The 23,197-nt window shown below is 48.1% G+C and carries 21 protein-coding genes; 1 reads left to right on the top strand and 20 read right to left on the bottom strand.

Going from position 1 to position 23,197, the window contains the following annotated elements:
• Positions 1 to 22: 22 nt before the first annotated feature.
• The 4 genes from SB752_RS27300 to SB752_RS27285 form a co-directional block, all read right to left on the bottom strand.
• Positions 23 to 1,168 (bottom strand): M20 metallopeptidase family protein, encoded by a 1,146-nt coding sequence (locus tag SB752_RS27300; RefSeq protein WP_410718614.1) that lies wholly within the window; start codon positions 1,166 to 1,168, stop codon positions 23 to 25.
• 18 nt (positions 1,169 to 1,186) lie between these two features.
• Complete coding sequence (locus SB752_RS27295) at positions 1,187 to 2,602, bottom strand: YfcC family protein (protein ID WP_410718613.1); 1,416 nt, start codon at positions 2,600 to 2,602, stop codon at positions 1,187 to 1,189.
• An 83-nt stretch (positions 2,603 to 2,685) separates the two neighbouring features.
• Positions 2,686 to 3,816 carry an aminotransferase gene (locus SB752_RS27290; RefSeq protein ID WP_410718612.1) on the bottom strand — a complete coding sequence of 377 codons (1,131 nt, stop codon included), beginning with the start codon at positions 3,814 to 3,816 and terminating at the stop codon, positions 2,686 to 2,688.
• A gap of 33 nt (positions 3,817 to 3,849) precedes the next feature.
• Positions 3,850 to 4,899: an ornithine cyclodeaminase family protein gene (locus tag SB752_RS27285; protein WP_410718611.1), complete on the bottom strand. Its 1,050-nt coding sequence runs from the start codon at positions 4,897 to 4,899 to the stop codon at positions 3,850 to 3,852.
• 323 nt (positions 4,900 to 5,222) lie between these two features.
• On the opposite strand from SB752_RS27285, the gene SB752_RS27280 reads away from it, so the two are divergent.
• Positions 5,223 to 5,960 carry an SDR family NAD(P)-dependent oxidoreductase gene (locus SB752_RS27280; protein WP_410718610.1) on the top strand — a complete coding sequence of 246 codons (738 nt, stop codon included), beginning with the start codon at positions 5,223 to 5,225 and terminating at the stop codon, positions 5,958 to 5,960.
• 59 nt (positions 5,961 to 6,019) lie between these two features.
• On the opposite strand, the gene SB752_RS27275 is transcribed toward SB752_RS27280, so the two are convergent.
• From SB752_RS27275 to SB752_RS27200, 16 genes are all read right to left on the bottom strand, one after another.
• A complete protein-coding gene (locus SB752_RS27275; RefSeq protein WP_410718609.1) occupies positions 6,020 to 6,787 on the bottom strand; it encodes an IclR family transcriptional regulator in 768 nt (255 codons plus the stop codon).
• Positions 6,788 to 6,885: 98 nt separating this feature from the next.
• Positions 6,886 to 7,572 (bottom strand): GntR family transcriptional regulator, encoded by a 687-nt coding sequence (locus SB752_RS27270; protein ID WP_410718608.1) that lies wholly within the window; start codon positions 7,570 to 7,572, stop codon positions 6,886 to 6,888.
• 167 nt (positions 7,573 to 7,739) lie between these two features.
• Positions 7,740 to 8,465 carry a maleate cis-trans isomerase family protein gene (locus tag SB752_RS27265; protein ID WP_410718607.1) on the bottom strand — a complete coding sequence of 242 codons (726 nt, stop codon included), beginning with the start codon at positions 8,463 to 8,465 and terminating at the stop codon, positions 7,740 to 7,742.
• Positions 8,466 to 8,477: 12 nt separating this feature from the next.
• Positions 8,478 to 9,788, bottom strand: coding sequence for an MFS transporter (locus SB752_RS27260; RefSeq protein ID WP_410718606.1), 1,311 nt, complete (start codon positions 9,786 to 9,788; stop codon positions 8,478 to 8,480).
• A 161-nt stretch (positions 9,789 to 9,949) separates the two neighbouring features.
• Positions 9,950 to 10,615 carry a GntR family transcriptional regulator gene (locus SB752_RS27255; protein ID WP_410718605.1) on the bottom strand — a complete coding sequence of 222 codons (666 nt, stop codon included), beginning with the start codon at positions 10,613 to 10,615 and terminating at the stop codon, positions 9,950 to 9,952.
• Positions 10,612 to 11,541: a fumarylacetoacetate hydrolase family protein gene (locus SB752_RS27250; RefSeq protein ID WP_410718604.1), complete on the bottom strand. Its 930-nt coding sequence runs from the start codon at positions 11,539 to 11,541 to the stop codon at positions 10,612 to 10,614. The genes SB752_RS27255 and SB752_RS27250 overlap by 4 nt, the downstream gene beginning before the upstream one ends.
• Before the next feature lie 310 nt (positions 11,542 to 11,851).
• Entirely contained in the window at positions 11,852 to 13,327 is a 1,476-nt protein-coding gene (locus tag SB752_RS27245) for a sodium:solute symporter family protein (RefSeq protein WP_410718603.1), read from the bottom strand.
• A complete protein-coding gene (locus SB752_RS27240; protein ID WP_410718602.1) occupies positions 13,324 to 13,524 on the bottom strand; it encodes a DUF3311 domain-containing protein in 201 nt (66 codons plus the stop codon). Before SB752_RS27240 ends, SB752_RS27245 begins: the two co-directional genes overlap by 4 nt.
• A gap of 18 nt (positions 13,525 to 13,542) precedes the next feature.
• Positions 13,543 to 14,730 carry a M20 family metallopeptidase gene (locus tag SB752_RS27235; RefSeq protein ID WP_410718601.1) on the bottom strand — a complete coding sequence of 396 codons (1,188 nt, stop codon included), beginning with the start codon at positions 14,728 to 14,730 and terminating at the stop codon, positions 13,543 to 13,545.
• A gap of 113 nt (positions 14,731 to 14,843) precedes the next feature.
• Positions 14,844 to 15,458, bottom strand: a complete 615-nt coding sequence (uraD, locus tag SB752_RS27230; protein ID WP_410718600.1) for a 2-oxo-4-hydroxy-4-carboxy-5-ureidoimidazoline decarboxylase — start codon at positions 15,456 to 15,458, stop codon at positions 14,844 to 14,846.
• A 130-nt stretch (positions 15,459 to 15,588) separates the two neighbouring features.
• Positions 15,589 to 16,983, bottom strand: a complete 1,395-nt coding sequence (locus SB752_RS27225; RefSeq protein WP_410718599.1) for an NCS1 family transporter — start codon at positions 16,981 to 16,983, stop codon at positions 15,589 to 15,591.
• A gap of 228 nt (positions 16,984 to 17,211) precedes the next feature.
• Positions 17,212 to 18,609, bottom strand: coding sequence for an allantoinase AllB (gene allB / locus SB752_RS27220; RefSeq protein WP_410718598.1), 1,398 nt, complete (start codon positions 18,607 to 18,609; stop codon positions 17,212 to 17,214).
• A 146-nt stretch (positions 18,610 to 18,755) separates the two neighbouring features.
• Positions 18,756 to 20,021 (bottom strand): ArgE/DapE family deacylase, encoded by a 1,266-nt coding sequence (locus SB752_RS27215; protein WP_410718597.1) that lies wholly within the window; start codon positions 20,019 to 20,021, stop codon positions 18,756 to 18,758.
• A 36-nt stretch (positions 20,022 to 20,057) separates the two neighbouring features.
• Positions 20,058 to 21,296, bottom strand: coding sequence for an allantoate amidohydrolase (locus SB752_RS27210; RefSeq protein WP_410718596.1), 1,239 nt, complete (start codon positions 21,294 to 21,296; stop codon positions 20,058 to 20,060).
• A 164-nt stretch (positions 21,297 to 21,460) separates the two neighbouring features.
• Positions 21,461 to 22,324 (bottom strand): class II fructose-1,6-bisphosphate aldolase, encoded by an 864-nt coding sequence (gene fba / locus SB752_RS27205; RefSeq protein ID WP_410718595.1) that lies wholly within the window; start codon positions 22,322 to 22,324, stop codon positions 21,461 to 21,463.
• A gap of 26 nt (positions 22,325 to 22,350) precedes the next feature.
• Positions 22,351 to 23,145: an IclR family transcriptional regulator gene (locus tag SB752_RS27200; RefSeq protein ID WP_410718594.1), complete on the bottom strand. Its 795-nt coding sequence runs from the start codon at positions 23,143 to 23,145 to the stop codon at positions 22,351 to 22,353.
• Positions 23,146 to 23,197: the final 52 nt, after the last annotated feature.

The following is a 23,197-nucleotide window of genomic DNA, read 5'->3' as shown; positions in this document are numbered from 1 at the left end:
CATCCTCCTTTTGTACGATCTGTTAGAACTGCTTGACCAATTGAATAAATAGCTCGACACCTGTCGGGATTACATCCTCGTCGATATCAAAACGGGGATGATGGTGCGGATAGGAGCTTTTGTCTCCTCCCATCCCGATAAAAACAAAGGAACCAGGCTTACTCTCCAGATAATAGGAGAAGTCTTCTCCCCCCATGACCGGCTCTACATAGCATAGCACTTCTTCCCCCCAATGATCGGCGACGACTCCTGCGACATACTGGCTCATCTGCTTGTCATTCACGACAGGCGGCGTGCCCCAGTCCACGATTACCTCACCCGTCGCGCCCCAGGCGCTGCATATCGCTTCAATCGTTTGCTTAAGCTCGGCAACCAGCAATTGCCTCGTCTTTTCAGATTGCGCGCGGATCGTTCCGTAGAGAATGGCCGCGCTCGGGATAATATTGTAGGTGGTGCCAGACTCCATCCGACAAATCGAAATAACTGCCGGCTCCATCGGGTTTATCCTCCGGGACACAATCCCTTGGACTGCTGTAATGACCTGGCTGGCTACAAAGATCGGATCAACGGTCTCATGCGGCATCGAGCCATGTCCACCGTAACCTGTAATCACGATACGCAAATCATCGGAGGAGGCCATCATCGATCCGTTGCTAACTCCGATTTTGCCTTTCGCAAGCGGCTGCCAGAGATGAAGTCCAAACACGGCGTCGACGTCGTCCACCACACCTTGGCGAACAAGCGCTTCCGCACCGCTCGGGAGCATCTCCTCAGACGATTGGAACAGAAACAGTACGTTGGGCCGTACTTCCCCTCTGTTCTCAGAAAGCCATTTCGCTGCTGCAAGCAAAATGGCGGTGTGACCGTCATGCCCACATACATGAGCGACACCCGGATTTTTGGAAAGATAAGCTTTATCCCCTTCTTCGTTCACAGGCAGTGCGTCTATATCTGCGCGCAGCGCAATCGTTTTGCTACCAACAGTTCCGCGCAAAAAACCGACCACGCTGGGAGGCTCGCATGGAATCAGCTCAATTTGCCATTCTTGCAGCCATTTTCGAATATAAGCGGCAGTCTGATACTCCTTGCCAGACAGCTCCGGGTACTGATGCAAATATCGCCGCTCGTTCACCGTCCATTGGGCAAGAGTCGAGGTACAAAGTGTCATGGCCTACTCTCCTTTTTATCAAAATGGTCCGTACCCGATCAGATGCGCAACAAACACCGCAACAGCCGCAACAGCGTATTGCATCATAATCAGCGGGAAAATCCACTTCATCCAGCGCGTCCATGGAATGCCTGCCAGTGCCAGTCCAGCCATAAAATAACCGGATGTCGGGATAAAAATATTCGAGATTCCATCCCCGAACTGATAGGCGAGCACCGCTGTCTGGCGCGTCACCCCGACAAGCTCTGCCAATGGCGCCATGATCGGCATCGTCAATGCAGCCATTCCGCTACCAGAAGGAACGATAAAGCTGATGATTGTTTGCAAGACGAGCATCCCGAGAGCCGTGAAGGTACTAGGTAGCTGATTTAGCACCCCTGCGGAATAGTACAGAATCGTATCCAAAATATGACCATCATTGAGGACGCCCACGACTGCTCGCGCGACTCCGATGACTAATGCGCCGGCAATCAGCCCGGCTGCCCCTTTCATGAAAGCGTCTACGATATGATTGACGCTAAGCTTGCCTGTGAATCCGATGATGATCCCGAGGAGCAGGAAGAGTCCGGATAGCTCAGTCAAATACCAGCCATACTCGATCACGCCAAAAACCAGAACACCGAAGTTTAGGACAAACAAGGATAAGATCCATTTGTGCCTGACCGTTAATTGAATATCCTCACGCAAAAGCTCACTCGTGCTTTTTCCTTCAAACAGACCAAAGAAGCCAGCTGAGCGATCCTTTTTCACTTTTGATGCATACCGCAAAATAAAGGCGGTAGAAACGATGTACATCACGACAAAAACAGCAATGCGATAGCCCATGCCGGAGAAGGGAGGTAATTCGGCGATTCCTTGGGCAACCCCCACTGTAAACGGATTCATAAGCGCCGACGTAAAACCGACAGACGCTCCTACCAAAACAATCGCCGCACCCGTAATCGCATCAAAGCCAAGTGCGATAGCTAGTGGAATCATGATTGCGATATAAGGCAGCGTCTCCTCAGCCATACCCATGAGGGAGCCTCCCGCGGCAAAAAACAGCATCATGATTGGAATCAGCCATTTTTCCTGATTTCGCAATAGCTTGGATAGAGTGACGATGAGTGCTTCAATCGCGCCAGTAGCCGTTATAATTCCGAATGTTCCGCCAATTATAAGAACAAAAAAGATGACTCCAGAGGCTTCAACCAAGCCGGTATGCACACTGTTGACCAGTCCCAGCGGCTTTACAGGAGAAGCTTCGATGAATTGAAAGGTAGCTGGGTCAATCACGTTTCTTCCATTTACTTCTACTCTTCCATATTCACCAGCAGGCAGTAAATACGTAAGCACAACTGCACTTGCAAGAACGACGAAGAGCAAGGCGAACACGTTGATATCCCATAGCTTTTTCTGCTTTTTCGGCTGCACGTCCACATGTAACTGACTCATGATAACCCCCCATTTGGTATCAGATCAGATGATCGGGAGAGAAGCCTCCTCCATCGCATGAAGGAGACTCTACCTGCCCGAGCCTATTGCGTTACTTTTTGTGTAGCGAGAAACTCAGATACCTTTTCCAAGCCAGCCTTCAGTACCTCAGTAGAGCAGGCATAACCGATTCGGACCCAGCCCTCCATGTCAAAGCAGCTACCTGGTGTCAAGAACGCTCCTGTTGACCGGAATAAATCGATGCAAAATGCTTCTGACGGAATCTCCAGCTCGTATTTCAGCATCGCGGTTGTTCCCGCCTGTGGCTTCACGTAAGAAACCAACGGCTCCTTTGCTACCCATTCATCTAATATTTGCAGATTATCGCGTACGATCTTCAGATTGCGCTCCATGATTTTGTCGCGATTTTTCAAGGCATGCACAGCCAACATATCATCGAGCATCCCACAGCTGATCGTTGTGTAGTCGCGATGCTGGAAGCAGTTTTTGATCACATCTACAGGTGCTGCGATCCAGCCCAGACGCAGGCCAGCGAGGGAAAATACTTTGGACATACTGCTTGTCGCAATTCCTTTCTCATACAGATCCACAATCGAAGGAACCGTAATCTCCGGATCCTGGTGCAAATTGCGATAGACCTCGTCACATAGCAGATAGGCATTTACAGAACGGGCAATCTCAACGATTTCACGGAGAATGACTTCGTCCATCAGCGCACCTGACGGATTATTCGGGTTGTTGATGCAAATCAGCTTGGTCTTGTCCGTTACAAGCGAACGCAGCTCATCGAGGTCAGGTAAAAACTGATTTTCCGGCAGCAATCTGAGCAGCTTCACCTTCGCGCCAAACGATTCTGGCACGGAGTAGATTTGCTGGTAGGTAGGATGAACCGTAATGACCTCGTCTCCTGGCTGCACGAGCGAGAACAAGGTAAGGAAATTTGCTCCGATCGCCCCATTCATCGCCAGGATGTTCTCTGGCTGCATCGTCTTGTACATGCCTGCTACCAGGCTGCGAAATTCCGGTGAGCCTTCGATATGACCATACGTCAGCTTTTGTGCTGCCATCTCTTTGAAAAAATCTTCTGGTTCAGCAGATAGACGAATCAGCTCTTCGACTGTCAGAGAGTCAACACATGTCTCGGCAATATTGTAGACAGCCTCAAGCTCGTACTCATTCATCCATTCTTCTACTTTAAAAGGGGCAATTCTCATCACTCATTCTCTCCTTTACTCGTCCATTTCCTCTTACAGATCGACAATCGTGCCAGCACCGCGTTTATCTGCCACTTTCAAAATATGGGTAGCCGTCAGCAAATCTTGAATAGCAATCCCTGTACTGTCAAAGATCGTGATTTCCTCTGCTGTTTTTCTGCCGGCAGCACGCCCTAAGATCACGTTGCCGATCTCCGCGGCGATGTCACTCTCGGTGATGACTCCTTTTTTGATCGGAACCTCTGTTTCTCCTACACGTACAGCCTGCCCGACATCGTCCACGAAGACACGTCCTGCTGCAAACAGGCGCTCATCGATCTCCTGCTTGCCTTCCATATCTGCACCGATACACGTGATATGTGTACCTGGTTTTACCCAATCCTTTTGAATCATCGGCTTACGAGAAGGTGTAGCAGTAATGATAATATCTGCTTGTCTGACGGCATCCTCGATATTTTCCACCGCGATAAATTCTACATCGCAGCGACTCGCATAACGCTCGTATTCATCTCCTGTATACTTCGAGACGAATTTTTTAAGAAGCTTGTCCTTGATCTGCGCTCTAAAGTTCTGTGCTTTTTCAGGTGATTTCGGGTGGCAAATATAGACTCGTTTAATATGCTCCATGGCCATGAGCGTCGCCATGATTTGAAAAGGTGCCTGATGACCCGTACCCACGATGAGGAGGTTTTCTGATTCTGGACGTGCCAAATATTTGGCGCCAATCCCGCCTGCTGCTCCCGTACGCATGCAAGTGATGTGCTCCCCGCTCAAAATCCCGAGCGGAACACCTGTCTGACTGTCCAGCACCATGACGGTTCCGACCAATTGTGGCAACCCTTTTTCTGCGTTGTCTCCAAACCATGAAACGAGCTTGAGCCCAAACACATCGGCTGCTGGCAAATGGCCCGATTTAATATCCATATCGGCCCTGCCCTCTACGAATTCATGAAAGATGAGTGGGAACAATGTCGCCTGCTGATTTGACTTCATTTGATAGGCCTGCTCTACCACTTCGATCACACTGGCCATATCCAGTACGTCTTCGGTAGTTTCCTGATTGATTACGCGAAATGGAAACATGTGTCTCGCTCCTCCCCTCGATTTCCTTCACACTAACACAGTTTTCTGTCACTAAAAAATTGAAAGTTCCAATAGTTAGTATTAAGAAAAGTAAAGCCTCCAAATCCACGTCAAATCATGGGCTTTCATGAAAAAGCATTGAACTTCTATTCCTCGTTTGTTACTATTTTCCTTAAAAAAGAAACTGACTTTCGCAATACGAAACAAACGTGAATAGTCTGAAAGTTCGTACAAAAATGCCACCGAGCCCTCTGCAGGGAAGGAAGATCGTGTATATTCATACTAATACGTTTACGTTCACTAAAGAAAAGGGGGAGATTTTATTGTTAAAAGGAAAAGTGGCCTTGATCACAGGAGCGGCAACCGGAATCGGACGTGCTACAGCCTTGCGTTTGGCAAAGGAAGGCGTACATGTCACGATTAATTATTCCAGATCAGAGCAAGAGGCGCGTGAGACGCAAAGGGAGGTAGAAGCTCTCGGGGTTCAAAGTCTTTTATACCAAGCGGATGTATCAGCTGATGAGGCTGTCCGTCTCATGGTGAAAGAAACTATCCAGACATTTGGACGCTTGGATATTTTGATCAATAACGCAGGTGTCACTACTTTTGTTGACCATCGCGACCTGGAAGGACTAAAGGATGAATACTGGGACAAAGTCATGGACGTCAATGTAAAGGGAATGTTTCATTGCTGCCGGGCAGCTGCTGACGAGCTTAGAAAGCAAAAAGGCTGTATCATAAACATTACCTCGATCGCGGGCATGACTGGGCTCGGCAGCTCCATCGCATATGCGGCTTCCAAGGCCGCAGCCATCAGCGTAACAAAATCTTTGGCTAGAGTCATGGCGCCGGAAGTCAGAGTAAACTGCGTTTCCCCAGGCGTCGTCCAAACCCGCTGGGTGGAAGGTCAGGATGAGCACGTCCAACGTCTTGCCGAAGGAACACCATTGGGAAGGGTTGCTTCTCCTGAGGACGTATCTGAAGTCATCTATTCCTTGCTCGCTCACTCCCGCTTCGTAACCGGTCAGAACATGGTTGTCGATGGCGGTATGTTTATTTAAAGCAAACGTTCAAAAAAGCAGTGAACACAACGCCCATGCATGTGTGCACTGCTTTTTTGCTATTCTCGATACCCCAATCGTCCTGAAATCTTCTTGGCGATGCCTACAATATGCTCTTGCAATTCTTCCAACCTCTCTGCTGTCATACGCATCGTAGGTCCTGAAATACTCACTGCTGCAACAACCTTCCCGTTATGCTCGAAGATCGGAGCGGCAATGCAGGAAATGCCCATTTCATTTTCTTCTAGGTCATACGCAAACCCGTTGCTTTTGATTTCTTTGAGTGCATTCAGTAAAACGTCTTTATCGACAATCGTATGAACGGTATACGCCTCCATAGGCTGTCGATCGATTATTTTGGTTACTTCTGACGACGGCAAGTACGCCATAATCACTTTCCCAACCCCTGTACAATGCATGGGAGCCCGCGTACCGACCTTGGAGTGCATGCGCAGTGTTTCGTTTCCTTCGAGCTTTTCAATATAGACGACCTCGCCACGATCATACACAACGAGGTGAATCACTTCGTTTGTCACATTCCCGAGCTCTTTTAAAAATGGCTTCGCCTCTGTTCGCAAATCGATAGAGTCGAGCAAAGCCGAGCTCAATTCCAATACTTTATAGCCTAATTTATATTTCTCGGTTTCTGCATCCTGCTCAACATAGCCATGCCGAACGAAGGTAGACAACATGCGATAAACCGATGTTTTGTTCAACCCGATCTCTTTGGATATTTCTGTTACGCCATATCCTCCCCTGCGAGAGCCAAGTACTTCAAATATCTGCAAGGCTCGATCAAGAGATTTAACCAAGTTATCACTCGACATAGTGGAGACACCCCAAATCTATTAGTAAGAAAACCGATAAGAATCTACTCCTACTATAACATACATCCTGGTAATCAAAGGATGGATGGAGCGATCCACTAAGATGGCGACCTGAACTCTTTGAAAATGTCGACTAAAGAAGTTGGTACATCCTCCGCTTCGTCAAAATCTAATGACTGCTCGATCAGCGTCAGATGCTCGACAATGAGTCGTTCTGCAGATGACTCGTCTTTTTGACGGATTGCATTCAAAATTTGCATATGTTCGTCAGAGCTGCAGTACATCAATTGCTTGTAGCCATAAAAGGCAATGATGACATAGGTCAGCGAAATCAATTCTTCCAGATACCTGATGTAATACGAATTCCCTGCTATTTCAGCGATCTTCAAATGAAAATCACCGGATATTTGCAACACGGCAAACATGTCACCTTGGGCATGAGCCTCGTGTTCTTCTTCAATCAGAGAATGCAGACGAGCGATGTGCTCTGCATCTGCTCGCTTACAGGCTTGTCGGATAGCTGCCGCTTCCAGTACCCTGCGCATTTCAAAAACTTCCTTGGCATCAGCAACTGCGGGACAGGAGACGAACGTTCCCTTATGTGGGATAATCGTCACCAGCTTTTCATACGCCAGACGTCGCAGAACGTTGCGGACTGGTGTGCGGCTCACGCCAAATGATTCCGCAATCACGTCCTCTACGAGCTGCATATTCGGGCGGAGCTTTTGCTGCAAAATTGCTTGCTTGATCGTTTTGTAAATGTCTGCTTCGTTGGACTGGATCATTGCTTGGACCCTCTCTATCCATCATGTATTCAAGCAGGTAACGACGTTAGTACATTATAACATCAAACGTTTTCATTTACATAAATTTTCCGAAAACAAGTACTATTCTCCTCTTGAAAAAAGAAAGGAGCATTCAGCAGATGTACAGGCTGAATACTCCTTTCAGTTCAGCTTTGAAACAGTTTTCCCCAGCCTGTTACCTTTTTCGGATCAATATCCACCATTCGCAAGCATTGCCATACGAGGACGGCAATCGTATCATACATAGTCTGGTTGTAGGTTTGCTCATAGTATTCTACCTTGTTCACTGCTGGAAAGTTGGTACAAACAATACTTAATCCATCTGCCGGGGATTTCGCTACCTCTTTGATCATCTCTTCTATTCTTTCATCTTTCACCAAACTAAAGGAGCGGTTCACCGTTTGTGCACACCCCTGAACATTCACAACCTCGATACCGCCGTACTGCAAGTATTGTTTGGCAAGAAGTACATTAATTTCTGGTATATAGGGGGTTACCAGATGGAGAGTTTTTACATGATTTTGAGCAAACGCTTCCATTTGTGCGAGCATGGATGTCGTTGCAGGGATGCCTGTTCGCTTGGTAATTAATTCGCACAGCTTCTCGTCGACATCCAATCCCAGCCACCCTCCTGATGTTCCATTCCAGGCAATGACATCCACCTCTGCATGTGCCAACAACTCTGCAGCACGAAGCATTGGTTCATAATCAAATTGCTTGAGTGCATCCTGTTCCAACGAGATTTTGGTCACTTCAAATCGTGAATAATGACAGGTGACCTCAGAGATCTCATGTAGCATCCGAGAGCATACAGGCTCCAGAATGGTGTTGGAAGACGGGGTGAGCATGCCAATCTTTTTCGGTTCAGTCATTTTCGATTCCTCCTATACGGTGCTGCCGATTTTTTTCGAATAATTAATGAGCGATGAAGCTGTGGCTAAAAGTAATCCGGCCAAGGCGAAAAGCATCAGTGCAATAAAGTAGGAGCCCGTAGCCGATACGATAAATCCGACATAGATCGGGGTGATGATGCCCGCAATATTCCCAGAAAAATTCATGCATCCGCCGACAGTACCTACGTGCTCGCGCTGCGAAATGGCTGCAGGCACGCTCCAATATAAACCACCCCAGCGAAGGAAGAACAAAGCAACGGATAAGAGAGTGATCGCCATCGTCAGAGATGTGGAGCTACCTAACATAAAGATGGAAATCGAGGTCATGATTCCTGCAACCGAAAGCAAGGTACGCATAACCGTGTTATGACTGCCGCCCTTGGCCCGCCACGTATCCGCGATCCATCCGCCAATGATTTCCCCGACAAAACCGGCACCAAAAATGATCAGGACAGAACCACCCAAGCTTTTGATATCGAGATTTTGCGTTTTCGCCAAATAAGAGGGTCCCCATGTCATCAGGCCATAAAAAACGGTGTTAAAGGAAAACCAGCCTAAGCACATACACCAAAAGTTTCGTGCCTTCATGTAATCCTTTACTCCAGCCTTAATCCCCACCTGTTTTTTGTGCGCCTCATATTCCTCGTCCAGCGCTTTTTGAATATAATCTCGCTCTGCATCATTCATTTTTTTGTTTGTGCTCGGTGAACCCTTGATTACGAGCCAAGCCAGCCAGGCAATGATGAGGGTCAATAGACCTGCCCCGATCAAAGCACCACGCCATCCACCGAACCACGCCATAAACGCCACAATAATCGGTCCACCGATCGCTGTTCCAAGCGGCGCACCACTATCCAAAATAGTAGCTCCCCGCCCTCTTTCGTTGGAGGACAACCAGACTGACTGAAGTTTGGCCCCACCTGGATAGACCGGTGCCTCAGTAATGCCTAGCAGGACCCGTAAGAAAATGAGCACTTTACTGCTGCTTACAAATCCAGTTAACGTCTGCACGATTCCCCAGGCAAAGGCAGCACCAATCACTACTTTATCTGGCCGATAACGATCAGCGAGCCAACCGGACGGGATTTGCATGAGAGCATACCCCCAGAAAAACGAGCTCAAAATCAAACCAACTATTGCAGGATCAAAGTCGAGGTCTTTGCTGATCTCCGGCATGGCAATGGACAAAACGGCACGATCTACATAGTTGATCGTTACTAGTGCGAGAAGCATGAGAAAAACATGCCAGCGAACTTTTGTCGGTTTAACGGAAGTACCTAGATTTGCATGAAGATCTGACATCCAAATCAACTCCCCAATGTTCAGTATAATTTTTGAAAATTACAAAAATTAAACACATGAGTCACCGCCCTCCCACTTTTCCTACTCGCTAGAAATCAATCCCCTCCTTTCTTTATATCTGTCGGCTGTCGACAGTTTTGTTCATCTGGAATGCTTCTCTTTCATTCCAGAATCTGTTTAAGATGCTGCAAATCGTTATGGATATGTGTAGACATAAGTTGCCCTGCATTTTCATCATCTCGCCGTTTCATGCAATCAAAAATTTCCTGATGCTCCGCAAAGATGATCCATTTTCTACGCTCTCCTTTCAGGTTGATCAGCATGTAATAGTGCGTCAACGCTTTCAACTCACTCAGTTGCTTTTGCAGGCGGTTATTTTTACTAAGCTGGAGGATTAAATCGTGGAAGCGCGCATTTAGACTGATGATGACTTCTTTATCAGGCTCTTCTTTGCCCTCCAAGTATTTTTTTGTTTGAACCAGTACCCCTTCGATTTCCTTTAGCTCCCGGTTCGTAGCGTGCTCAGTCGCCAATTTGGCTGCGAGTGATTCTAACACCATTCGGCATTGATAAATTTCCTCGACATCTTTCATCGTGGGCTTGTATACCGTCATCCTCGATTTTTCATCGATTACTAGCAATCCCTCTTTTTCTAACGCTCTTATGGCTTCTCTGATAGGACTTCGGCTCAGATTGAAGTCTCTGGCAATTTTGGCTTCATAGATTCTATCGCCGGGTTGGAAAATTCCTTCGTGGATCATCTGTTTAATCGAATGATAGACCTGGTCATAATAGGGTATGGATTTTGCGAGGGCAAACTTGTTCATCTTTTTCCCCTTTCCTTGTCGTCTGTCGACACCTTTTCATTTGCTATGAATGTATTGGTCAAACGACCCAGCCTTTCAATCTCGACACTCACTTCATCACCTGCCTGTAGCCATACCCGCTGCTCCTCTGGATATCCCATGATAACTCCTTCTGGTGTACCAGTAAGAATGATATCCCCTGGGAAGAGCGTCATATGTGCGGAAATGTAGCTGATAAGCTCTGCGCAATCAAAAATCATGTCAGACGTATTCGAGTCCTGACGCAAGTGTCCATTTACAAAGGTGCGGATTCGCAAATCGTTTGGGTTGCCCACTTCATCCTGGCTTACCAGGTATGGTCCAATTGGACAAAACCCATCGCACGTTTTGCCAAGCAGCCATTGGGAAGTGGCAAATTGCAAATCTCTTGCAGATAGATCGTTTGCATTACAGTAACCGTACACATAAGAGAGGGCATTCTCTTTTTCTACGTTGATTGCTTTTGTACCGATTACGATGGCAATTTCCGCTTCGTAATCTACTTGTGAAGACGTAATTGGCAGTCTCACACGCTCTTTATGTCCTGCAAGAGTATTGTTGCATTTGCTAAATAAGAGCGGAAACGGTGGAAAAGGCTGATCGATTTCCATCGCATGTTTCTTGTAGTTCAAGCCGGCACAAATGATTTTTTGAGGGTGGGGTACACAAGGCCCGAATTCAAGTGAATCTTCCTCATAGAATAAAGAATCTTCATTCCATGCCTTTTGGATCAATTGAGCTATTAACTCACGTACCTCATTGCCTTTGTTAATCAGCTCGGCAACCGTTCTCGGTACCCCCGCTATTTCAGGAAATTTCAGTAAGGCAGCATCAACATCCAAGATTCCTTTATTCGTTTTTATGCCCAAAACAAGTTGGTTTTCTTTGACAAAAGTTACTGAAATCATGCTTTCTCCTCCATCAGCAATCACTTTTGTTTCTTATTAAGGAACAATGTTTCTTATTTTTTCGCTTAACTTGATAGTACCAAACGCAATATCCAAATTCAATCTTATTTTTTTGAAAATACAGAAAATATTAGTGCGCACGCGTCCTTTGGCTGCTTGGTTAGTCAAACTATGGTGGAGAAGAAGGGAGATGACCCCTGATGTGTTCAGGAGTCATCTGTTGACAGCCTAATAAAGGCTTCTTCTCGAAAGAGTCTTCAAATACGGTCACTGATCAGGACAGTGGCTCTTTTCTTATTGTGCGATGTGACTAAGCCACGCGTGATTGTCTGTCGTCTATCGAAACATTATCCTTCGTTATCAAACTGACGATGGTCATCACCACCAGATTGATTAGCAGGGCGATAATACCCTGGTTCAAATCTTGGATGGACTGCGGCAACAATGGGAACAGTGTCCCGATTGTAGTATTGCTAATCGTAACGTATGCTACCATAGACACACCAGCAATGATTCCCGCTGCTGCACCCTGTTTCGTGACAAAATTTCGTTTCATCAAGCTGAACACCAGTGACGGGCACAATTGCGTCACGAGGCTGTAGCCCATCAAGAGCAAGGTCACGAGCGTGTCGCCGCCCTCAAATGTGAAATATAGGGAGATCAAGGCCACCACAGGTACGAGATATCTCGCCAGCCTGGAGACTTGTGCATCCGTCGTGTTTGGAACGATTACCTTGTACACATTTTTGGCCAAAAGAGTCGATGCCGACATCAGCATCATCGACCCCGGTACGATGGCAGTCAAAAGACCAGCCGCGCCGATGATACCGACGAACCACGGATCAAAGGTTTGGATAGAGAGACGCAAGAGTGATAGGTCGCCATCCGCACCTTTTAGACCAGGGACTTGCATGATAGCTGCGAATCCGACGAAAAAGACGAACAAGAGCACTAATTGATACATGGGCATGATGAAAGCATTCTTGCGGAACACTTTTTCGTTTTGTGCGGAGTAAATCGAACCAAAGGTATGAGGCCACGCATAAAACCCAATTGCTGTAAGGAGTACTGTTGAGACAAACCAGGACGGGCTCAATCCCTTGTCCGGTAATGCGAGGAATCCCGGTTTTGCCGTCTCAATTGCTTGAAACATCTCGCCGATGCTGCCATAGTAATGGTACGGCAGGTATATACCGAGGAAGACGACGACACCTAGTATGGTGATATCTTTTACCACAGCCGTCCAAGCCGATCCATGAATCCCGGAAATCATGACATAAACGGTAACAGCCATCGTTCCGATCCAGATCGCTGCAGTCGAGGAAATGCTACCGTAAGAGGCTTCCGATACAATCAGACCCAAACCTTTTAATTGCAGTACGAGATAAGGTATCAGTGCTAAGACTCCTACCAGCGAAACGAGTACACCCAGATAAGGGCTTTTGTACTTACTGACGAAAAAGTCAGATTGCGACATCAAATTGTTTTCTTTTGCATAGCGCCAAATGGCAGGCAACAACCAATACGAGATAATATAGGCCAGGCAACCGTACCCCAGAATATAAAACGCGGGACCGCCCTTTCCATAAGCCCAACCGCTACCGCCGAGGAAGGTGAATGTGGTGTAAATCTCGCCAGCCATGAGCAGGAAGATGAAAATGGTACCGAAACCACGCCCCCCCACTGTCCACTGCTCCAGGCTCATGTCTTTGCCTTTGCGTGCCAAGATGCCCAGAAGAAGAGAAAATACAAGAAAACCGAATATTATGAATAAAGCTGAGTTCATTTTACCTCGTCCTCCTTATTCACCGGGTCCAGCTTGTAGATAATGCCCATGATGATCGATGTCAGCACTACCCACAAGACGATCCAAAACAGAATGAACGGCAGCCCAGCAACAAATGGTGTAACCTTATTGACAAATCCAATACAGCCCAGTATGCCGATAAACGGCAAAATCGCCAACAAATGAATTAGCTTCATAGACATCGCCCCCCAATTTTACTTTCTTTCCATCACGATCTTTCTCGCTGCATTGACAAACATCTTCAGGCCCACTTCCAGTGCATCTTCGTCCACTGTAAAGCGCGGATGGTGATGCGGATACGTAATGCCTTTTTCCTTGTTTCCAGCAGACACGAAGAAGAAGCATCCCGGCGCCTTTTGCTGGAAGGCAGAAAAGTCTTCGCCACCCATGATTGGACGCATGTGCTCCACCCACTCTTTTCCAAGAGTCTCCACCACTACTTCTTCTATTAATTTCGTTACTCCGGCGTCATTAATCACCGGATGGTTGCCAAACTCGTATTTGAATTCGTAAGAAGCACCATGTGCCTCTGTAATCCCTTTAATCACGCGCTCCATCAGGCCCGGAACAGCTGCATGCAGGTCCTTGTCAAAGCTGCGAACCGTACCGCAAATCTCCACGGCATCTGGAATAACGTTGTGTGTGGTACCTCCAATAAACTGCGTAACAGAGAGAACCAGATTGTCCAGCGGATCGGCATTGCGGGATACGATGTGCTGCAGGTTGGTTACCACTTGAGCTGCAATGGCGATGCTGTCAATGGTTTCATGCGGCAATGCGGCATGTCCACCTTTTCCATTTATAGTGATCCAAAAGGTATCAGATGCCGCCATCATCGGTCCGGAGCAAATCCCGACCGTACCAAATTCCATCGTCGACCACAAATGTGTACCAATTACGATATCGACGCCATCCATCACCCCTGCTTGGACCATCTCCTCAGCACCGCCAGGGATTACCTCTTCCGCGTGCTGAAACAAAAAGCGCACTTCCCCTTTGATTTGATCTTTCTTGCCGGACAGAAGCTTCGCGGCACCAAGCAACATGGCCGTATGTCCATCGTGGCCACATGCGTGCATGACGCCAGGATTTTTCGAGACGAACTCAAACGTGTTCTCTTCCGTGATTGGAAGGGCATCCATGTCAGCTCGCATGGCTAACACTGTACCAGGCTCGGAACCGATCAGACGCGCCATAATACTGTTCTCGGTCGGTCGACTTACTGCCAAATTACCGAAAGAGACGAGCGTTTCGTATACAAACTGGGCTGTCTTTTCTTCATGGAAGGAAAGCTCTGGATTTTGGTGTAGATAGCGTCTCCACGAGATTACCTGATCCTTCAACTCTTCTGCTTCTTTATTAAGTGTTTCTGTAGCTGTCATTTCGTTCTCCCTCCTTTTACTTGCCCGGGGATATCTTCCTCACACCCGGGTCATCTCGAGAAGTCTAACCCAAGAATCTCCCACTCCAAGGTGTTAGCTGGTCTGTTCAACGTTTACTTTTTAAGGGTGTCTTCTAAACGGAAGCCGGATATTTTATAAACCTGTTCTAATGCATCGCTCAGCTCTTGTTCCTTTGTATTTGTGATGCGCTCTTTCATAACCGCTCGAATCGAATCTTTATTATGTCCTTTTACAGCGATGATGAAAGGAAACCCAAATTTCTCGGTATACTCTTTGTTCATTGCCAGAAAATCCTTATACTCCTCCTCATTTAATTGATCGAGGCCAGCCCCTTTTTGTTCGCTTACGGAAGCATCCGCCATTTTCACTCTCGCTCCGAGGTCAGGATAAGCACGAAGCAACCCGAGCTTCTCTTCTTCGGACGCACTCTCTACAGCCTGCTTCATGTGAGAGAGCAGCTCCTCCTTGGATGCAAATGGGCGTTTGTTATATACCTTTTCCGAAATCCACGGGGAATGCTCATATATCCAACCGATAGCTTCTACAAAAATGGCCTTTTCCATTTGATTGACATCATCCATGGTGATCTCGCCTTTTACCGGTGCATTCGCTGGCTGCGGCTGCGTTGACTGGGAGCTGCTTGAACAGCCTGTCACGAGCAACGAGCAAACCATGAGTAACAATAGACCAACCATTGCCTTTTTCATGAACGGATCCCCCCACTCCTGTTTCTCTCTTTCTCAAACGCTGCTTCAAATGAAAAGCCGTGCTGATACCAAGCCTTTTAGGCGACATAAGCGTCTCGGGTCTCTTCCTCTGAGAGTTGCTTGCGCTGCTTTACTCGAAGATCGTGCCTTTTTTGAACTTCGAATTCCGGAAGGCGAATTTGGTCAGAAGAATATAGGCAATCCCCGCCACAACAAAACCAACAATCCACGCCAGCTCCACTTTTACGATTGCTGCTGTGGCACCGATAAACATTGCGAGCATAGCGTTTGGATTATACCCCGCAAAGAGACCGTCTTCCTTGTACAATTCCGCGATGTTTACTTTTTGCCTCCGTAAGATGTAGTATTCAACGAGAAGTATGGAGACGATCGGGCCTAAAAAGGCAGAGTAAATCAGAATGAACAGGTTCAGACCTTCTGCAGAAGAATCCTGCACCAGCACCCACGGGAATGAGCAGAGCGCGAGCAAGCCCGTGATGATTACCGCTGGTTTGAATTTGACCTTGGTCAGCAGCGTAATGACATAGGCTGGCGGAATGATGTTGGCAACCATGTTCACTGCTACTACACCCAACACGATAAATGCGGATACAAAAATAGTAATGTATGAGTTATCAACCACGAGTGCAAAAGCCTTGACCGGATTGGAAATGCCCGTTGCAGAAGCTAGCATGCCCCCGATGGTGAGGGTAAAGCCGTACGCGATTAAGATCGGCAGGAAGTACAAGAATCCGCGCTTTGAGTCACTAATGCCCGTTTTCAGCTCTCGGGAATAGTCTGCGGCACTCAAAAAGATAGCTGCGTAATTCCCCATAAATACCATAATGAATCCAAAGAACGGCAAACCCCAAGTCCCTTCGGTATGAACCCATTTTTCTGCAATCACAGCGCTATGAGATGTGAGCAGAACACCGAATACGTATAGGAGGGCGAGCATAATCACGACGGACGTAAGCGCTTCCACCCATTTGATTGCGTGAAATCCGTACAGTGACAACCCGATTTGCACTAGCTGGAGGACGACGAAGCAAATCGCGACGCTATCAAAGGCTCCACCCGTTACAATCTTTGCGATTTCGTTTAGCGCCGTGCCCCCTATCCAGCTCTGAAAGCCGTACCAGACAATCGCTGGTATACCACGCATCAGTGAGGAGATGACGGAGCCTTTTAGCCCAAATGACATCCTGAGCTGTACAACATAAGGAATTCCCGTTCTGTATCCAAGCCGGTCATTTAAAGCGAAAATGATAGAAATGATCCCGATCGCGATGATCGCAGCTGCCATGGTTTGCACGACGTTCAGCGTAGCAATCCCCGCGACAATCAAGCTGGCTCCGAGTGTCATGTTTCCTAGATTCACGCCATCGCCAATCCACATAAAAATGTAATCGAGTGGCCGTACGGTTCGGACATCGTCTTTTTTCGGAGTTAACGATTCATCCACACCCGTATCCTGTTGGATCTGCGTTTCGGTCGTCAATAAGCTTTCCACATTGGTTGACATTGTTCGCCCAGCTCCTTTTTAATATCGTTACCTTTTGATTGAGAGATTTCAATAGATGACGTTTCGCCTGTTCCTTAATAAGAAACGATGTTTCTGATGAAATTTCGCATTTTGACAGGACGAGATGGCGTGTTTGCTCTGCTTTTTCAACGCCAGATAGTTACGAATGACTAGGTGATGGTAACCCGGGAAGAGTCCCGGGCTTTTCAATCGAAAAGGGCCTGTTACTCATTGTGCTTGGGCGAAGTTGTTTTGAGAAGTTTTGGGATGGGAGAGGAACTGTCCGATCGGTTCACTGACAATCCCTTGTGGAAGATCAAAGACTAGATGACCTCGTACAAATGTTTTTGTGACGCGGCAGTTGATGGTTCTACCTGTGTAGGGGCTTTGTTTATGACGATAATACAAGTCTTCTTCTGCTACGGTATACGACTGATTTGGATCTACGAGAATGATATCTGCATCTTTCAAGATCGCAATTTCACCCTTTGACTTCAGCTGAAACCGTTCTGCCGGCTTCGTCGCAATCATCCGAACAAATTCTGTGACGGGGACATTGCGCTTTTTCACAGCTTCATCAAACATAAGGTCAACGTTGTTCTGGCAGCCGGAAATGCCACCCCATACTTCGAAAATATTGTTTGTATCACTGTGCTTCATCGCTGGTGGGCACGGAGAATGGTCCGAGGTGAGCATATCGATCTTGCCTTGCTTCAATGCTTCCCACAGTTTTTCTTGTTCTCTCTCATCGCGCAAAGGCGGAGAACATTTTGCGAGTGGGCCGATCGCTTCAAACTGGCTGGTCGTAATCGTGAAGTAATGCGGGCATGATTCGAGGGTTACATCCTGACCTTCCTTTCGTGCCGAAATGATGACCTCCACGGCTTCTGCACTGCTAATATGGACGAAATGCAGTTTGCAACCTGTCTCTCTCCCCAATTGCAGGGCCCGCTTGACGGCCTCTACTTCGGAGATGATCGGGCGTGATTCTACGTAATCGGTGGCTGTCAGCTTTCCCTGCTTGATCTTTTCTTCCGCGAGGCGATCCGTGATTTGGGGATTCTCTGCATGGATCGATAACACATGACCGAGCTGGGCTATTTTTTTCATTCCGGCATACAGCGTGTAGTCATCCACGTTTTTGAAGTCATCCGGCAAGTCTGTGCCGCAGGATGCCATGAAGCATTTGTAGGCGACGACCCCTTCGTCGGACAGCTCCTGCAGGTTATCCAAATTTCCTGGAACCAATCCGCCGTAAAAGTAATAGTCAACGTAGTTTTTTCCTTCTGCCACCCTCTTTTTTGCTTCCAATGCTTGCTTGGTGGTCGTGGCGGGCAGTGCATTGAGCGGCATATCCACATACGAGGTGGTCCCGCCTGCTGCGAGTGCTTTGGTCCCGGTAACAAAGCCTTCCCACTCGGTTCGTCCCGGCTCACAAATGTGCACATGTGTGTCAATCATTCCAGGCATCACGTATTGTCCTGTGGCATCCACTACCTCGATCGCAGCCGCCTCCAAGCTTTCACCAATGGCAGAAATTTTGCCATCTCGCACGGCGATGTCCACCTTTTTGACTTCATCGCGAAAAACGACATTGCCACCTTTTATAATGAGATCATAAACCATTCGACCTTACCTCCCCTAGTTTTCTGTATTTTCTTTGCAAGCGCTGCCAATTAACCCTTGCACTATAGAAAATGAGACCGCTTGACCTTTGCCATATCGATGTATGCGCGATTCGGTCAAGCGGTACAAAATACTCGTGGATGAATTTACTTGTTGTTCAGCAAATCGTAGAGCGTGAGAGCGACAATTTTCGTTGCTTTGACCAGATCGTCAATCCTCACATGCTCATCTGCGCGATGTCCGTTTGCCTCTAGCAAGGTGCGTGGACCTGCTCCAAACATGACGGTCGGAATCCCGGCTTCTGCGAAAAGTCTGGCATCTGCATAGAGTGGCACACCGTGAACGGTAAGCTCTCCGTCCATGATTTCCTTCCAGTTTGCTCCGAGTGTTTGAATGAGTGCCGTATCCTCTGGAACCGGACCAAAGCTCTTTGCCAAAAGGATACGCTCAACCGCCGTTTCGATGCCGATATATTCGCTCGCTGTTTGTTCTACCAGGCGGCGCAGCTCTGCTTCGACTTGCTCCCCATCTTCTTCCGGGATGAGTCTGCGGTCGATCCGAATCGTGCATTCATCTGGTACTACGTTTGTATTGATTCCACCCGAAATCAGACCGACAACCATATTTGGCGTGCCGATTCCCGGAACCTTGGAATAGACTCCGCGCAAGGTTCTGCGATACTCGTACAAGGCAGCAAGAACGCCCGTCATCGCTTCGATGGCATCATAGCCTGTCTCCGGTGCTGCTGCGTGCGCCGATTTTCCTTTGAGCTTGATTTCCAGATGGAGGCAGCCATTATGTGCATTGACAATCGAGTGTGTGAAGCCCGCTGCAATCGCCATGTCCGGTGTGATATGGCCTTTTTCCAGCAGCCACTTCGGTCCGATGATGCCGCCTACCTCCTCGTCGAAGGTAAATGCGAGCGAAACTTTACCGGACAACTGTTCAGCCACCTGCCGAAGCGCCATCACCGCAAATGTATAGGTGGCAATATCGGACTTGGATACCGCTGCTCCGCGTCCATAAATTTTGCCGTCGACAATCTGCCCGCCATAAGGATCATACGTCCAGCCAAGCCCCGGAGCGACGACGTCCCCGTGTGAATTGAGGGCGATCGTAGGTCCTGCTCCATTCCCAAAGCTCGTGGTGGAGACAACATTGGCCACTCGTATCATGCCATTGGCTTTTACGGCTTCTGGCTCTACCTCCAACAGCGAAACATCTTCAAAGCGGAAGTCCGAAAGACGTTTTTCGATGTGGGTCGCGATGTTGTAGCAGTCTCCAGGTGGATTATCCGATGGAATCGCTACCAATTCCTGCAGGAATGAAATCAGATGGTCCGTATGTGCTTCTATCCATTGGAGTACTTCCTGTTTCGATGAATTCAGCGTACCTTGATTTGTAGTGCTCATGTTACGGCCACTCCTTCGTCTTCATATTTCAAGCCTTCACGTCGTCAGCTTGAGTACTACATTCAGTAAAACCGATGCTCCTGCTCCCATGTCCTCTACTGTCACAAATTCGTCTGGATGATGACTCACACCGTCCTTGCAACGAACAAAGATCATCCCGATATCGGTGATCGAAGCCACTGCCATCGCATCATGCCCGGCACCGCTGACGATTTGGATCGGCTTCATCCCGTTCTCCTCTAGCACCGATTCAATGACAGTGATAAACCGTTTTGAACAAGCGACAGCCGGTGAATCCATGATGGCGGAGAACTCTCCAACCAACCCGCGACGCTCTAAAATTCGTTTGCATTCCGCTAAGATGTCAGCAAGTGCCGTCTTTTTGGTTTGATCGTCTATATGGCGAATGTCCAGCGTCCCCTCGACTATCCCTGGAATGACGTTGCTCGCTCCAGGTGCAACCGACAGCTTCCCAATCGTTACCACAAGATTCTGATATTTACCGGCGATTCTCTCCATAGCAAGAATCATTTCACTTGTGCCTACCAGAGCGTCTTTTCGCATCGGGATCGGTACGGTACCTGCATGACCGGCTTTGCCTTCTACACGGAAGTGATATCGCGACGCCCCTGCAATCCCGGACACAGCCCCGCAGGCTTGCATCTCCTGTTCCAGAACCGGCCCTTGCTCGATATGCAGCTCGATGTATCCTAGGACTGTACCCGGATCACGAGCCGCCAGCCGATAGAAGGAGGGCTCCAGCCCCAGCTCTTGCATGGCGGCTGCTACGGTAATTCCTTGCTCATCCTTTGCCTGCAGATCCTCTTCTCGCAAGTCACCCGATACCGCTTTGCTTCCCAGCAGTGTCGTATGAAACCGGGTCCCTTCTTCGTCGCAAAAGCCGATAACCTCGATGGGATAGTGCGGCCTAAACTGATGCTCATGCAGCGTCTGGACTACCTCAATGCCTGAAATGACGCCGAGAATCCCGTCATACTTGCCCGCTTCTACGACCGAATCGAGATGAGAACCAATCAATAGTGCTGGTGCGTCTGGCTGTGTTCCTTCGTACCTGCCGATGAGATTGCCTAGCTCATCCCGGCGAACGGTCATCCCCGCTTCTCTCATCCACTGACTGACGAGCTCATACGCCATCTCGCTTTCTTTGGTGAATGAAAGGCGCGTCACTCCTCGCGTGGTCGTACTGCATGCTGCCAGTTTTTCAATGCGCTGGGCTATTCTCTGTGCGCTCACATGTTGTTGCATCACTTGCATCTGCTCTCCTCCTTTCCCTATCAGTCAGAGAAATCAACCCTTGCCCCAATTACTGAATCCATCGTTGTATACAATTCATACGGTGATTGTATACACTAGCATATACCTACTGAAACTATAGTTTGAATTTATAAAATTTTCAATATCTTTGTTTCTTCTTTTTTCTACACTTGATGCGCGGAGCCAAACGCACGCATTTTTTGCTTCACACCAGCTTTGATGGCATCCCTTGCCTGACTTGTGTACTTTTGCACCTCATAAAGATTCGCCTCTTTCGCAAGCGTCTTCCTCAGCGCTTCCGTGTACACCATCTGATTTTCTGTATTTACATTGATTTTGCAAATGCCAAGTGAGATCGCTCTTCGGATATCGTCGGTCGGTATGCCCGTGCCACCATGCAGAGCACATGGAACACCTGTCAAACGTACGATGTCTGCCAAAAGATCAAACTGAAGCTGGGGCTCTCCCTTGTATAGCCCATGTACAGAGCCGAGTGCTGGTGCCAGACAATCCACCTGCGTTTCAAGCATGAAATGCTCGCAGTCTTTTGCCGCAGCAAACGTCCCCAACGATTCCTCTACCACGATGCCATCCTCGTCCCCCGTAATCCGCCCGATTTCTGCTTCCACAGACACGCCAAGTGCATGAGCAACTGCAACCACTTTGTTCGTGATCGCGATATTCTCAGACAGGGGCAAATGGGACCCATCGATCATCACAGAGGAAAAGCCGGCATGGATCGCCCTGACACATGCTTCAAAAGAAGAACTGTGATCCAGATGAAGCGCAACGGGAACCGTCACCTCATACTCCTTTATCAGCTCTCTGACGCTTGCGGAAATGAGTGCATACCCGCCCAAATGGCGCACTGCCGTTTCCGTGATGCCGAGTATGACAGGCGAGCTTTCTTCCTTTGCCGCGAGCAAAAAGGCTTGCGCAAATTCCAGACTGTTTACATTAAATTGACCAACTGCATACTGCCCTCTTCTGGCTGTTTGCAGCATGCTTTTCATCGAAACGATTGACATGAATACACGTCTCCCTCTTCCTCACCCTAGCGGAGACCGCTAACATGAACGGTTCTGCCCACGTATCCCAGCCTGTTCGAAATCTGTCTGCTCACCTCAATGATGCTCGCCTTGACTTCCTCGATCCGCTCACTGGTCATTCTCATCGTCGGTCCTGATATGCTCACAGACGCTGCAATTTTTCCGGTATGATCAAAAATCGGAGCAGCCATACAGGTGATACCCATTTCATTTTCTTCCAAATCGAGAGCATATCCCCTGGCTTTGATTTCAGCCAGCTGCTTTAGCAGCACATTTTTATCCGTGATCGTATGAGGCGTATGTGGCTTCATCCCATGCCTGTCGATGACATACGCTACATCTGAGGCAGGTAAATGAGCCAGTATCATTTTTCCCACTGACGTGCAGTGCATGGGTGCCCTGGAGCCAACCTTGGAGTGCATGCGGAGAGTTTCATTGCCCTCCAGCTTTTCAATGTAAACCACTTCTCCCCGATCATATACGACCAAATGAATCACTTCATTCGTCTGCTGCTCCAGCTTTTTCAAGGAAGCTCGGGCTTCTCTACGCAGATCGATCGAGTCGAGCAGGATGGAGCTAAGCTCTAGGACCTTGTAGCCTAATTTGTATTTTTCCGTCTCGGCATCCTGCTCGACCAATCCGTGCCGAACCAAGGTAGATACCATGCGATAGACGGACGATTTGTTCAAGGAAATGCTGTTGGACAATTCGGTAATGCCATAGCCTTCTTTTCTTTTGCTAATCTGCTCAAATAGCTGCAAAGCACGATCAACCGATTGCACGATGTTATCCTGTGCCATGAATAAGCTCCTCTCCACTACAGTGATCAAATCTGGCAGGATGGAAGCGGAC

The organism is Brevibacillus sp. SIMBA_040 (assembly GCF_046535075.1).
GTDB lineage: Bacteria > Bacillota > Bacilli > Brevibacillales > Brevibacillaceae > Brevibacillus.
Note: the sequence above shows the minus strand (reverse complement) of the source record. Positions and strands in the feature narration are given on the sequence as shown.